At 72.7% G+C, this 13,583-nt stretch carries 12 protein-coding genes; 10 read left to right on the top strand and 2 right to left on the bottom strand.

Going from position 1 to position 13,583, the window contains the following annotated elements; all coding sequences use genetic code 11:
* Positions 1-31 precede the first annotated feature (31 nt).
* From ACZ4TO_RS08360 to ACZ4TO_RS08345, 4 genes are all read left to right on the top strand, one after another.
* The gene (locus ACZ4TO_RS08360; RefSeq protein WP_382794280.1) at positions 32-496 is read left to right on the top strand and encodes a pyrophosphohydrolase domain-containing protein; all 465 of its coding nucleotides are present in this window, start codon (positions 32-34) and stop codon (positions 494-496) included.
* A gap of 200 nt (positions 497-696) precedes the next feature.
* Positions 697-1,590 (top strand): alpha/beta hydrolase, encoded by an 894-nt coding sequence (locus ACZ4TO_RS08355; RefSeq protein WP_468023746.1) that lies wholly within the window; start codon positions 697-699, stop codon positions 1,588-1,590.
* Between the two features lie 115 nt (positions 1,591-1,705).
* Positions 1,706-3,232 (top strand): tRNA (N6-isopentenyl adenosine(37)-C2)-methylthiotransferase MiaB, encoded by a 1,527-nt coding sequence (gene miaB / locus ACZ4TO_RS08350; RefSeq protein ID WP_382794274.1) that lies wholly within the window; start codon positions 1,706-1,708, stop codon positions 3,230-3,232.
* Positions 3,233-3,370: 138 nt separating this feature from the next.
* A complete protein-coding gene (locus ACZ4TO_RS08345; RefSeq protein WP_385040589.1) occupies positions 3,371-4,120 on the top strand; it encodes a class III extradiol dioxygenase subunit B-like domain-containing protein in 750 nt (249 codons plus the stop codon).
* 66 nt (positions 4,121-4,186) lie between these two features.
* Here ACZ4TO_RS08345 and ACZ4TO_RS08340 read toward each other — a convergent pair whose 3' ends face one another.
* The gene (locus ACZ4TO_RS08340) at positions 4,187-4,450 is read right to left on the bottom strand and encodes an antitoxin (RefSeq protein ID WP_382794269.1); all 264 of its coding nucleotides are present in this window, start codon (positions 4,448-4,450) and stop codon (positions 4,187-4,189) included.
* A gap of 24 nt (positions 4,451-4,474) precedes the next feature.
* Positions 4,475-4,696 carry a hypothetical protein gene (locus ACZ4TO_RS08335; protein WP_382794267.1) on the bottom strand — a complete coding sequence of 74 codons (222 nt, stop codon included), beginning with the start codon at positions 4,694-4,696 and terminating at the stop codon, positions 4,475-4,477.
* A 182-nt stretch (positions 4,697-4,878) separates the two neighbouring features.
* Here ACZ4TO_RS08335 and miaA point away from each other — a divergent pair, with 182 nt between their 5' ends.
* The 6 genes from miaA to hflX all read left to right on the top strand — a co-directional run bounded on the left by miaA (position 4,879) and on the right by hflX (position 13,575).
* A complete protein-coding gene (miaA, locus tag ACZ4TO_RS08330) occupies positions 4,879-5,817 on the top strand; it encodes a tRNA (adenosine(37)-N6)-dimethylallyltransferase MiaA (protein ID WP_382794264.1) in 939 nt (312 codons plus the stop codon).
* Positions 5,818-5,925: 108 nt separating this feature from the next.
* A complete protein-coding gene (locus ACZ4TO_RS08325; protein WP_468023806.1) occupies positions 5,926-6,465 on the top strand; it encodes a hypothetical protein in 540 nt (179 codons plus the stop codon).
* A gap of 70 nt (positions 6,466-6,535) precedes the next feature.
* Entirely contained in the window at positions 6,536-7,405 is an 870-nt protein-coding gene (dapF, locus tag ACZ4TO_RS08320) for a diaminopimelate epimerase (RefSeq protein WP_382794262.1), read from the top strand.
* A 326-nt stretch (positions 7,406-7,731) separates the two neighbouring features.
* On the top strand, positions 7,732-9,951 hold the full coding sequence (locus ACZ4TO_RS08315) for a RelA/SpoT family protein (protein ID WP_385040597.1): 2,220 nt from the start codon (positions 7,732-7,734) through the stop codon (positions 9,949-9,951).
* Positions 9,952-10,195: 244 nt separating this feature from the next.
* On the top strand, positions 10,196-11,692 hold the full coding sequence (locus tag ACZ4TO_RS08310) for a M1 family metallopeptidase (RefSeq protein ID WP_468023745.1): 1,497 nt from the start codon (positions 10,196-10,198) through the stop codon (positions 11,690-11,692).
* Positions 11,693-12,078: 386 nt separating this feature from the next.
* Complete coding sequence (hflX, locus tag ACZ4TO_RS08305) at positions 12,079-13,575, top strand: GTPase HflX (RefSeq protein ID WP_382794253.1); 1,497 nt, start codon at positions 12,079-12,081, stop codon at positions 13,573-13,575.
* Positions 13,576-13,583 lie beyond the last annotated feature (8 nt).

The following is a 13,583-nucleotide window of genomic DNA, read 5'->3' as shown; positions in this document are numbered from 1 at the left end:
GCGGGCCCCCGCGGCTGGGTAGGCTCGCCGAATGCAGCCGTCCCCGCCGTCGCACGTCCCGCCGTCCGGATCCGCCGCGTCCCAGCTCGCGCCGGGGCCCTCACCGGCCTCCTTGGTCCGTGAGTTCCACCTCGCCTTCGGCCTCGACGTCCGCGGCACGCCGACCGAGGTCTCCCCGCAGCTCGCCGCCCACCGGGGCGAGCTGCTGGCGGAGGAGGCCGCCGAGGTCGCCGAGGTCGCGGTCGGCGGCCCGCTCGACCGGCTCGCGCACGAGCTCGCCGATGTCGTGTACGTGGCGTACGGCACCGCGCTCGTCCACGGAATCGACCTCGACGCGGTGATCGCCGAGATCCACCGGGCCAACATGACGAAGCTCGGCCCCGACGGGCACGTCGCCCGCAGGGCCGACGGCAAGGTCCTCAAGGGGGAGCACTACCGGGCACCGGACGTGTCGGAGGTGCTGCGGCGGCAGGGGTGGAGCGCACCGGACGCGTGACATCCGGAGCGGGGGACAGGGGAAGGCCCTCCCCGGGCGTTGCCATCGGCGCCGCCATGGGGAGGCCATGGGGAGGCCATACCCGGGGCGCCGCCATGGGGAGGCCGCATCGGCCCGCCCCCGGCAGGAAGGCCGCCCTCTGCCGGGAGGCCACGCGGGCGCGGCCACCGTAAGGGCACCAGCGACGAGCAGGAGAGCGCATGAACGAGCCGGCCGAACTCGATCTGCCCGTCGAGGGCGGAACCCTCCGGGTCCTGAGGTTCGGAAAGGGCCCGCGGACCGCCCTCGCGGCCCACGGCATCACCGGATCCGGGATGTCCTTCCGCGCCGTGGCCCGTCATCTCCCCGACGAGTGGAGTCTGTTCGCGCCCGACCTGCGCGGGCGCGGCGGAAGCGCGGACACCCCCGGCCCGTACGGCCTCGACCGGCACGCCGGGGACCTGTGCCGCCTGGCCGAGGACCTGGGCGAGGGCCGGCCGGTCGCCCTGACCGGGCACTCGATGGGCGCCTACACCGCGCTGCGGGCGGCCACGCGCCGACCCGGACTGTTCGACCGGCTGCTGCTCGTCGACGGCGGCCTGCCGCTGCCCGTCCCGCCCGGAACGGACCCCGACACCGTCCTCGACACCACGCTCGGACCCGCGCTGGCCCGCCTCGGCCGGACGTACGAGAGCGACGAGGCCTACGTCGACTTCTTCCGCGCGCACCCGGCACTCGGACCGCACTGGAACGCGGACATCGAGGCGTACGTGCGCTACGACGTCACGGGGACCGGCGGCGCCAGGCGGTCGAAGGTGCGGGAGGAGGCCGTGCGGCACGACGGACGCGACCTGCTGACGTCCGCCGGCCCCGTCGCCGCCGCCCTCACCGGCCTGAGCGTCCCGGCCCTGCTGCTGCACGCGCCGCTGGGACTGCTCGGCCAGGAGCCGCCCATGCTCGCTCCGTCCGTCGTCGAGGACTGGACCGGCGGCCCCGGCCGTCTGCCCGCCGAACTGATCGAGGGCTCCAACCACTACACGATCCTGCTCGGCACCGCCGCGAGGACCGTCGCCGAGCGGTTCGTCGCCGAACCGTTCGCCGCACCGGGCGGCTGACCGGCGGCGGTGCGACCGCACGCCGGGTACCGGAAACCGCACGTCGTGTGACGGACGACGGCCGGCGCCCGCTCCGGCGTCCGGACGCACTCCCGGCACCGCCTACCCTTGTCCCATGAGCAGCGGCGACCGGAGTCAGGCAGTGGACGTTCAGGAATCCAAGACGTACGAAGTGCGCACCTACGGGTGTCAGATGAACGTCCATGACTCCGAACGGCTCTCCGGGCTCCTCGAGGACGCCGGTTACGTGCGGGCTCCCGAGGGCGCGGACGGCGACGCGGACGTCGTGGTCTTCAACACCTGCGCCGTCCGCGAGAACGCCGACAACAAGCTCTACGGCAACCTCGGCCGCCTCGCCCCGATGAAGACGAAGCGCCCCGGCATGCAGATCGCCGTCGGCGGCTGCCTCGCCCAGAAGGACCGCGACACCATCGTCAAGCGGGCACCCTGGGTGGACGTCGTCTTCGGCACGCACAACATCGGCAAGCTGCCGGTCCTCCTGGAGCGCGCCCGCGTCCAGGAAGAGGCGCAGATCGAGATCGCCGAGTCCCTGGAAGCCTTCCCCTCCACGCTGCCGACCCGCCGCGAGAGCGCGTACGCGGCCTGGGTGTCGATCTCCGTCGGCTGCAACAACACCTGCACCTTCTGCATCGTCCCCGCGCTGCGCGGCAAGGAGAAGGACCGCAGGACCGGCGACATCCTGGCCGAGATCGAGGCACTGGTCGGCGAGGGCGTCTCCGAGATCACCCTCCTCGGCCAGAACGTCAACGCGTACGGCAGCGACATCGGCGACCGCGAGGCCTTCAGCAAGCTGCTGCGCGCCTGCGGGAAGATCGAGGGCCTGGAGCGCGTGCGCTTCACCTCGCCGCACCCGCGCGACTTCACCGACGACGTGATCGCCGCCATGGCCGAGACGCCGAACGTCATGCCGCAGCTCCACATGCCGATGCAGTCCGGCTCGGACACCGTCCTGAAGGCGATGCGCCGCTCCTACCGCCAGGAGCGCTTCCTCGGGATCATCGAGAAGGTCCGCGCCGCCATCCCGCACGCGGCGATCACCACCGACATCATCGTGGGCTTCCCCGGCGAGACGGAGGAGGACTTCGAGCAGACCCTCCACGCCGTCCGCGAGGCCCGCTTCTCGGCGGCCTTCACGTTCCAGTACTCCAAGCGCCCCGGCACCCCGGCGGCCACCATGGAGGGCCAGATCCCCAAGGAGGTCGTCCAGGCGCGCTACGAGCGTCTCGTCGCCCTCCAGGAGGAGATCTCCTGGGACGAGAACAAGAAGCAGGTCGGCCGCGTCCTGGAGCTGATGGTCGCCGAGGGCGAGGGCCGCAAGGACGGTGCCACCCACCGCCTCTCGGGCCGCGCCCCCGACAACCGGCTGGTCCACTTCACCAAGCCCGACGTGGAGGTCCGCCCCGGTGACGTGGTGACCGTCGAGATCACGTACGCCGCCCCGCACCACCTGCTTGCCGAGGGCGCCGTCCTCGACGTGCGCCGCACCCGCGCGGGTGACGCCTGGGAGAAGCGCAACGCCGCGGAGGCCGCCAAGCCGGCCGGCGTCATGCTGGGCCTGCCGAGGATCGGCGCCCCGGAACCGCTTCCGGTCGCGACGGGCAGCGGCTGCGGCTGCGACTGACCGGGACCGCCACGGGGCCCGCTGCCGTCCCGGCGGCGGGCCGTTGCTCGGTGCGACCGGCCCGACGACGGTCGGCGCGCTCGTGCGGGGCCGTCGCGCCGGAGCGTGCCGGTGGTGTGCGGCGATACGCTGCGGGTCATGCTCGTAGCCGCCGCAGTCTGCCCCTGCCCTCCGCTGCTCGTCCCCGATGTCGCCGCCGGAGCGGCCCCCGAACTGGACGCCGCGCGCGCCGCGTGCACGGACGCGCTGGGTGTGCTCGCCGCGTCGCGTCCCGACCTGCTGGTGGTCGTCGGCCCGGCCGACGAGAACGCTCGCGGGCTCCATCCGGAGGGCACCCGGGGCTCGTTCAGCGGCTTCGGGGTCGACCTCGACGTGTGCCTCGGCCGTCCGAAGGCGGACGCCTCCCTCCCGGACCCGGACGGCGCCGACTCAGCGGCCCCGGAACGTGAGCTGCCGCCCTCCCTCGCCGTCGCCGCCTGGCTGCTGGAGCGCACCGGCTGGTCCGACGCCCCCGTGGAGGGACTCGGGGTCGGCGAGCCGCTGGAGGCCGAGCGGTGCGTCCGGACCGGGGAGCAGATCGGCGGGCGGGCCGGACGGGTCGCCCTGCTGGTGATGGGGGACGCCAGCGCGTGCAGGACCCTCAAAGCGCCCGGCTATCTCGACGAGCGCGCGGAGGGATTCGACGCGGAGGTCGCGCGGGCGCTCGGGACGGCGGACGTCGCGGCCCTCAAGGCGCTGGACACGTCTCTGGCGTACGAACTGAAGGCCGCGGGCCGAGCCCCCTGGCAGGTCCTCGCGGGCGCGGCCGAGGGCGCGGGACTGGGCGGCGCCCTGCTCTACGAGGACGCGCCCTACGGGGTGGGTTACATGGTGGCGGCCTGGTCGTAGGTCAGACGCGGCGGACGGCCGGGAGGAGCCTCGGCTCTTCGCGGCCGTCCGCCGCGTCCGGGCCGTTCAGGATGCCGGAGGCGGGGTCTGCGCGTCCGGCGGACTCGCGTCCGGGCCGCCGTCCTTGTGCGCGAGGCGGTCCACGGCGTCCTTCGCCTTGCCCGTGCCCGTGTGGATCTTGTCGCTGTACTTGTGCTTGGTCTTGTCGTCGACCACCTTGGCGGCCTTGTCGAGGCCGTGAGCGACCTTGTGCCCGTGCTGCTGCGCGAGCCCGGAGACCTTGTCCTTGGCGGGCTCCAGCTTGGCTTTCAGATTGTCCATCAGACCCATGGTTCGCCTTCCCTGGCGGGACAGTTACGTGCGGGAGCCCTTGCCGGCCTCGTGGTCGGCCGCCTGTTCCGGCGTCTGCTGCCTGGGGATGCCGACGTCCTCCGCGGTGGCGGTCCCGGCGTCGCCCGCCGTCGCCCCGCCCTCGTCCTCGGACGAACCCTCGGCCTCCACGGCCACCCGCGCCTCGACGGCCGGTGCCTCCTCGGTGGCCTTCGACCTCCGGAGAAGCCGTTCAAAAACGCCCATATCAGCTCCTTACGTTACTCGTGAGGGCGAAGTTCCGCGTCGCCCGGTGCGGCCCGTTGCGTCACCCGGGTCACCGGTCCTCGGGACCGGCGGCCGGAACCCCGCATGAGGGAACGAACCCGGAACCCCCGCGTCACGCGGCTCGTTGCGGGGGAGGTCCCAGGGTTTGCGAGACTGGGACCGTGAGCAGCGCACCTCCCGCACCCCGGGTCATCGCCGTCGTCGGACCTACCGCCGCAGGAAAGTCCGATCTGGGCGTTTTCCTCGCCAGGCGTCTCGGCGGCGAGGTCATCAACGCCGACTCGATGCAGCTCTACCGCGGGATGGACATCGGCACCGCCAAGCTGACGCCCGCCGAGCGCGGCGGCGTCCCGCACCACCTCCTGGACATCTGGGACGTGACGGTCGCCGCCAGCGTCGCCGAGTACCAGCGCCTCGCCCGCGCCCGGATCGACGCGCTGCTCGCCGAGGGGCGCTGGCCCGTCCTGGTGGGCGGCTCCGGGCTGTACGTCCGCGGGGCCGTGGACAAGATGGAGTTCCCCGGCACCGACCCGGCCGTACGCGCCCGCCTGGAGGAGGAGCTCACCCTGCGCGGCTCCGGAGCCCTGCACGCGCGGCTCGCCATGGCCGACCCCGGGGCCGCCCAGGCGATCCTGCCCAGCAACGGCCGCCGGATCGTCCGCGCGCTGGAGGTCATCGAGATCACCGGCAAGCCCTTCACCGCCAACCTGCCCGGCCACGAATCCGTCTACGACACCCTCCAGATCGGCGTCGACGTGGCCCGCCCCGAGCTCGACGAGCGCATCGCCCGGCGGGTCGACCGCATGTGGGAGGCCGGCCTCGTGGACGAAGTGCGCACGCTGGAGGCGCAGGGCCTGCGCGCCGGGCGCACCGCCTCCCGCGCGCTCGGATACCAGCAGGTCCTCGCGGCGCTCGCCGGGGAGTGCACCGAGGACGAGGCCCGGGCCGAGACCGTTCGCGCCACCAAGCGCTTCGCGCGCCGTCAGGATTCATGGTTCCGGCGGGACCCCAGGGTGCATTGGCTCAGTGGGGCTGCGGCGGATCTCACAGAACTCCCGGAACTCGCACTGACGTTGCTCGAACGACCGGTCACAGCCTGATCACGTCATGGCATCGGGACGCTCCGGCCGTCATCCGGGCCTCCGGCGCCGTGCCATCATCGAGCTTCGATCGACCAGTGAAGTCCGAGTTTGGGAGGGCGCGTGGCGATGGAGGCCGGCCCTCGCGACACTGCACGCGGCACCGAGTACGGTGCCGATCGGGACGGAGTTCGTCTGAGCATCGATCCGGACGCCAACCACGGCGTCGAGCCGGAGCTGGGTGAAGAGCGCCTGAGCTCCGACGGCCCCGAGGACACCCCCGGCGGAGTGATCGCCGACGGTCCGGGCCCCGGCGAGATGTCCCCGGAGCCTGAGGTCGAGGTCGAGCTGCGCCCGCAGCGTCTGCTGCGCATCTGGCAGCTCGCGCCGATCGTGGCGCTGGGCGCGACGGGCTCCCTGATGTTCGCCTTCCCGCTCGCCTTCGAGTTCGGTGACGGCGGTGCCGTGGTCGCCATGCTCGGGCTGCTGATCTGCCTGTGCGCCGCGGGCTGGGGCATGATGGCGGCCCGCCGGGTCGGCTACACGCTGCCCGGCTTCCCGTCGCGCGGCTCCGGCCGACGCCCGGACTGGCGTGTGGTCCTCGCGTACGTCGTGATCGTCGCCGCGGTGGCCGTGCTGGCCGTGGGACGCGTGGCCCGACTGCGCTGACCCCCGGGTGCCGTCCCGGCACCCGCACCGCGCGGACGGGGCTGTCGGCGCGACCCCTTACGATCGAGGAATGAGCACGCGGATCGCCTTCCTCAAGGGGCACGGGACCGAGAACGACTTCGTGATCATCCCGGACCCGGAGAACGTCATCGACCTTCCTCCCGCCGCCGTCGCCGCTCTGTGCGACCGCCGCGCGGGCATCGGCGGCGACGGTCTGCTGCACGTCGTGCGGTCCGCCGCGCACCCCGAGGCCGCCGGGATGGCGGCCGAGGCGGAGTGGTTCATGGACTACCGCAACGGCGACGGCTCCGTCGCCGAGATGTGCGGCAACGGCGTGCGCGTGTTCGCCCACCACCTCCACCGCGCCGGCCTCGTCCCCGAGGGCGACACCGCGATCGCCACGCGCGGAGGCGTGAAGCCCGTCCACATCGCCAAGGACGGAGACGTCACCGTCGGCATGGGCAAGGCGCTCCTGCCCGAGGGGGAGGTCACGGTCAGCGTCGGCGGCCGGAGCTGGCCCGCGCGCAACGTGAACATGGGCAACCCGCACGCGGTCGCCTTCGTGGACGACCTCGCGCACGCCGGTGACCTGTTCACCCCGCCGCCGTTCGCCCCGGCGTCGGCCTACCCGGACGGGGTCAACGTCGAGTTCGTCGTCGACCGGGGACCGCGTCATGTGGCCCTGCGGGTCCACGAACGCGGCTCGGGCGAGACCCGTTCCTGCGGCACGGGCGCCTGCGCCGTGGCCGTCGCCACCGCCCGCCGCGACGGCGCCGACCCCGCCGTGACCGGCACCCCGGTGACGTACACCGTCGACGTGCCCGGCGGACGCCTCGTCATCACCGAGCACGCCGACGGCGAGATCGAGATGACCGGCCCCGCCGTCATCGTCGCCGAGGGCGAGATCGACGCGGACTGGCTGGACGGCGCGCTGCGCTGAGCCACGCGGGGCATGCCGGAGCCGCACCGCGCCGGGCGCTCTGACGAGCCGGCGCCGGGCGCTGTGTCGAGCCGGCGCCGGGCGCGCCGCGTCGTGCAGGACGGACGTCGTACGTCCTTGCCGTCCATTCCAGAAATTCGAAACCGTAAACCCCAAAACCTTCGCTCGAATGGGTGATCCGTTTCACGCTCGGCGAGAGGCGGTCAGCCGGGCGTGGTGGGGTCGGTAGCATCAAGCACCGGCCCGGACGGGGGATCGACACCATCCCCTGAGCCGAGTTCGCCATGGGGCACCCGTCCGCCGGTCTGACGCAGCCGGAGGTGCCCATGAGTGCGGAGGCGACGAATCCCGCGACGCCAGGCCCCGTTACGCCCGCCAGCCGGCGTTCGGCGTCCCTGGAGCCGGAGGTGCCCCCGGCGCACCGCAAGAAGTCCCGGCCCCGGATCGACCTGCGCCGGCTGGGGCGGGCCGCACTGCTCGGGCCTGCGGCCCGGGACCGGCTGCCGGACGCCATCGGGCACGTGGCCGAGGCCCACCGCGCCCACCACCCCGACGCCAAACTGGAGCCCCTGCGCCGGGCCTGGGTCCTCGCGGAGTCCTCGCACCGCGGCCAGATGCGCAAGAGCGGCGAGCCGTACATCACCCACCCGCTCGCCGTGACCCTGATCCTCGCCGAACTCGGCGCCGAGACCACGACGTTGACCGCCTCCCTGCTCCACGACACCGTCGAGGACACGGAAGTGACGCTCGATCAGGTCCGTGAGGAGTTCGGCGACGAGGTCTGCTACCTGGTCGACGGAGTGACCAAGCTGGAGAAGGTCGACTACGGCGCCGCCGCCGAACCGGAGACCTTCCGCAAGATGCTGGTCGCCACCGGCAACGACGTCCGGGTCATGTCGATCAAACTGGCGGACCGGCTCCACAACATGCGGACCCTCGGGGTCATGCGCCCCGAGAAACAGGCGCGCATCGCCAAGGTGACCCGGGACGTGCTCATCCCGCTCGCCGAGCGTCTCGGCGTCCAGGCGCTCAAGACCGAACTGGAAGACCTCGTCTTCGCGATCCTGCACCCCGAGGAGTACGAGCACACCCGCGAGCTCATCTCCGAGAACGCGAACCGCGAGGACGACCCCCTCGCGGAGATCGCCGAGGAGGTACGCGCGGTCCTGCGCGACGCCGGGATCCAGGCCGAAGTCCTCATAAGGCCGAGGCACTTCGTGTCCGTGCACCGGGTGTCGCGCAAACGCGGCCCCATGCGCGGCGCCGACTTCGGCCGCCTCCTGGTCCTCGTGAACGAGGACGCCGACTGTTACGGGGTCCTCGGCGAACTCCACACCTGTCTCACCCCGGTGGTCTCGGAGTTCAAGGACTTCATCGCCGTCCCCAAGTTCAACCTCTACCAGTCGCTCCACACGGCCGTCACCCGCGGCGACGGCCAGGTCGCCGAAGTCCTCATCCGCACCCACCAGATGCACAAGGTCGCCGAGGCAGGAGTCATCGCGCTCGGCAATCCCTACACGGCACCGTCGGAGGACCAGTCGGACGGCGCGGGCGAGCGCCCCTTCGACGGCGAGCGCGCCGACCCCACCCGCCCCGGCTGGCTGTCCCGGCTGCTCGACTGGCAGCAGGGCGCGCCCGACCCGGACACCTTCTGGTCGACGCTGCGCGAAGACCTGGCCCAGGACCGGGAGATCACCGTCTTCCGCGCCGACGGAGGCTCGCTCGGCCTTCCGGAGGGCGCCAGTTGCGTCGACGCGGCGTACGCGCAGTACGGCGAGGACGCGCACGCCTGCATCGGCGCCCGCGTCAACGGCCGCCTGGCGACGCTGAGTACGGTCCTGAGGGACGGCGACACCGTTCAGCTCCTGATGGGTCAGGACCCCGCCTCCGAGCCGTCCAGGGAGTGGCTGGAGCACGCGCACACGCCCGCCGCGCGGATCGCCATCCAGCGCTGGATGGCCACCCACCCCGCCCCCGGCCACGAGGACGCGGCCACCGCCTCCGCCACCGGACCCCGGCAGCCCGTCGCGGCCCCGGCCCGGCCCGCCGAGGCGGGGGCCGCCCGCGGCGCCGAGACGCAGGCCGCCCGCCCCGCGAGCGCCGTCGCCGACCTCCCCGGCGCGTCCGTCCGCATGGCCGGCTGCTGCACACCCGTGTCTCCCGACGAAGTGACCGGCTTCGCCGTCCGCGGGGGAGTGGTCACCGTGCACCGCGTCGAGTGCGCCGGAGCGGCCCGCATGAAGAGCGCGGGGCGCCCGGAGGTGGGAGTGCGCTGGGGCGACACCACCGAGTGCCGCGTCACCCTGGTCGCCGAGTCGTTCGGACGTCCGCACCTGCTCGCCGACCTCACCGAGGCCATCGCCGCGGAGGGGGTCGCCATCGTCTCCGCGACGGTCGAACCCCCGAGCCAGCAGCGCGTGCGCCACACGTACACGCTCCAACTCCCGGACGCGGCCGACCTCCCCGCCCTGATGCGCGCGATGCGCAACGTACCCGGCGTGTACGACGTGAGCCGCCCGCAGCACCCGACCCCGACGCCCCAGTAGGGGCAAGGCGCCCCGGACGCACCGGGGGAAGGTGTCCCGGCCGACCGGACAGCGGGAGCGCGGTCGAGCGGGCGTCGGTGTCCGGTCGGGCCGATGCCCGTGGAGCGGGCGTCCGCGGCCCGGTGGGCACGGCTCGGAGCCGCGGGTTCCGTGCTGGCCCCAATGAGTCCCGGGATCGACCCGTTCGGGTGGGACGGATGCGAGTCGGCGGCGCCGAGGGGGTGCGCGCTGGTAGCCGTGGTCCATGTCGCACAACCCCACCCCCACGCCCGCACGCCCGAGGAGCCGCCGTGTCACGGCGGCCCTGCTCGCCTCGGCCGTCTCCGTCTGCCTGATCGCCGCGAGCGCCCCGGACCCGGCCGTGCCCCTGGGGGTCGGCGACCGTCTCTTCCCCACCCTCGGCAACCCCGGGTACGACGTCGAGTCGTACGACCTCCACTTCACCTACCCCGGCAGCAACGACAAGCCGCTCACGGCCGTCACCACCATCGACGCCGTGACCACCGAGACGCTCGACCGCGTCAACCTCGACTTCGCGCACGGCAGCGTCCGGTCGGTCCTGATCGACGGCACCCCCGCCCGCTTCACCCAGGCCGGTGAGGACCTGGTCGTGACGCCGGACGAACCCCTGCCCGCCGGGAGCCCGCTGCGCATCACCGTGCGGCACACCAGCGACCCGGTGAGCGCCAAGGGCCAGGACGGCGGCTGGGTACGGACCAAGGACGGGCTCGCGATGGCCGGCCAGGCCGACGCCGCCCACCTGGTCTACCCGTGCAACGACCACCCCTCCGACAAGGCCCTGTTCACCATCAGCGTCACGGCCCCCGACCGGTACACGGTCGTCGCCAACGGTCTCCCCGAGGGCACCCGCCGTGCCCGCGGGGCCACGACCTGGACGTACCGGACCGAGCACCCCATGGCCACCGAGCTGACCCAGGTGTCCATCGGCCGCTCCGCCGTGCTGCACCGGGAGGGCCCGCACGGTCTGCCCGTACGGGACGTGGTCCCCAGCGCCGACCGCGCCGCGCTGGAGCCGTGGCTGCGCAAGACCCCCGGGCAGATCGCCTGGATGGAGAGCAAGGTCGGACGGTACCCCTTCGAGACCTACGGGCTGCTGATGGCCCAGGCCCAGACCGGCTTCGAGCTGGAGACGCAGACGCTGTCGCTCTTCGAGAAGGAACTCTTCACCCAGCCCGCCTACCCGAAGTGGTACGTCGACTCGATCATGGTGCACGAGCTGTCGCACCAGTGGTTCGGCGACAGCGTCACCCCCCGCACCTGGTCCGACGTGTGGCTGAACGAAGGGCACGCCACCTGGTACGAGGCCCTGTACGCCGAGGAGAAGGCGCACCAGCCCATGGAGAAGCGGATGAAGGCCGCCTACCGGCTGTCCGACTCCTGGCGTGCCACGGGCGGCCCGCCCGCGCGGCCCAAGGGACCCAAGCCCGGCCAGAAGATCAGCATCTTCCGGCCGAACGTCTACGACGGCGCGGCCCTGGCCCTGTACGCGCTGCGCCAGGAGATCGGGCGCAGGGCCTTCGAGCGCCTGGAGCGCACGTGGGTGGGCGTCAACCGTGACGGCGTGGCCTCGACGGCCGACTTCGTGGACCTCGCGTCCGCCGTCGCCGCAAGGGACCTGACCGGCTTCTTCAGGCAGTGGCTCTACGCCGCGAAGACGCCCCCCATGCCGGGTCACCCGGACTGGAAGAGCGACGCCCCGAAGGCACGCAAGCACACGTGAGCGGCTCGCCCGGCCGGGCCGTCGGAGCGGCTGAAGCGTCCCGGAGCACCGGGGCCAGGGCCGGGGCCGGGGCCGGGCGTGCGCGGCGTCCCGCGGGCAGCGATGTCCGCGGGATGCCCGGTGCTCTCCGGTGGTCCCCGGTGGTCTTCGGTGGTCTTCGGTGGTGTCCGTGCGTGTCCGTGCGTGTCCGAGGGGTGGCCGGCGGGTCACGATAAGTCGCGTGACGCGCCGTACAGTGCCGTGCGACCATCTTCGAGCCGGCGGCGCGGCCCCTTCGGAGGGTTGCCCCGGCCGGATCCGGGAATCTCCCGGTGGTCGCACACGTTGTGCACTGTGACGGGCGGCGTACGTCGGCCCGCAGCTGACCCCATCTACGTAAGGATCCAATGACCTCCTCTTCTTCCCCTTCCCAGGACGCGCAGACCTCCGCGCAGAACTACCCCGAAGGTCTTCGGGCCGATGCCCTGATGGAAGAGGACGTCGCCTGGAGCCACGAGATCGACGGAGACCGGGACGGCGAGCAGTTCGAACGCTCCGAGCGCGCGGCCCTGCGCCGCGTGGTGGGCCTCTCCACCGAGCTCGAGGACGTCACCGAGGTCGAGTACCGACAGCTCCGCCTGGAGCGCGTCGTCCTCGTCGGTGTCTGGACCTCGGGAACCATCCAGGACGCGGACAACTCGCTGGCCGAGCTGGCCGCCCTCGCGGAGACCGCGGGAGCGCTCGTGCTCGACGGCGTCGTCCAGCGCCGCGACAAGCCCGACGCGGCCACGTACATCGGTTCCGGCAAGGCCAACGAACTCCGGGACATCGTCATCGAGACCGGCGCCGACACCGTCATCTGTGACGGTGAACTGAGCCCCGGCCAGCTCATCCACCTCGAGGACGTCGTCAAGGTCAAGGTCATCGACCGTACGGCCCTGATCCTCGACATCTTCGCCCAGCACGCCAAGTCCCGCGAGGGCAAGGCGCAGGTGGCGCTCGCGCAGATGCAGTACATGCTGCCGAGGCTGCGAGGCTGGGGTCAGTCGCTGTCCCGTCAGATGGGCGGCGGCAAGGGCGGCGGCCTCGCCACCCGTGGTCCCGGTGAGACGAAGATCGAGACGGACCGGCGCCGCATCCGCGAGAAGATGGCGAAGATGCGCCGGGAGATCGCGGAGATGAAGACCGGCCGCGAGATCAAGCGCCAGGAGCGCCGCCGCAACAAGGTGCCCTCGGTCGCCATCGCCGGTTACACCAACGCCGGCAAGTCGTCGCTGCTCAACCGCCTCACGGGCGCGGGCGTCCTCGTCGAGAACGCGCTGTTCGCGACTCTCGACCCGACCGTGCGCCGGGCCGAGACCCCGAGCGGGCGGCTGTACACGCTGGCCGACACGGTCGGTTTCGTCCGCCACCTGCCGCACCACCTGGTCGAGGCGTTCCGCTCCACGATGGAGGAGGTCGGCGACTCCGACCTGATCCTGCACGTCGTGGACGGTTCGCACCCGGCACCGGAGGAGCAGCTCGCCGCGGTCCGCGAGGTCATCACCGACGTCGGCGCGACCAAGGTCCCCGAGATCGTGGTGATCAACAAGGCGGACGCGGCGGACCCGCTGGTGCTCCAGCGCCTGCTGCGCATCGAGAAGCGCTCCATCGCGGTCTCGGCGCGCACGGGCCAGGGCATGGCGGAACTGCTCGCGCTGATCGACAACGAGCTGCCGCGCCCCTCGGTCGAGGTCGAGGCGCTCGTTCCGTACACGCACGGCAAGCTGGTCGCCCGCGCCCACACCGAGGGCGAGGTGATCTCCGAGGAGCACACCGGGGAGGGCACCCTGCTCAAGGTGCGGGTCCACGAGGAACTGGCGGCGGACCTCGCTCCGTACGTGGCGGCGCCGGCACTCCGCTAGGTGAGCGG

The organism is Streptomyces sp. NPDC028298, assembly GCF_055565895.1.
This window is presented reverse-complemented; position numbering and strand designations above follow the sequence as displayed.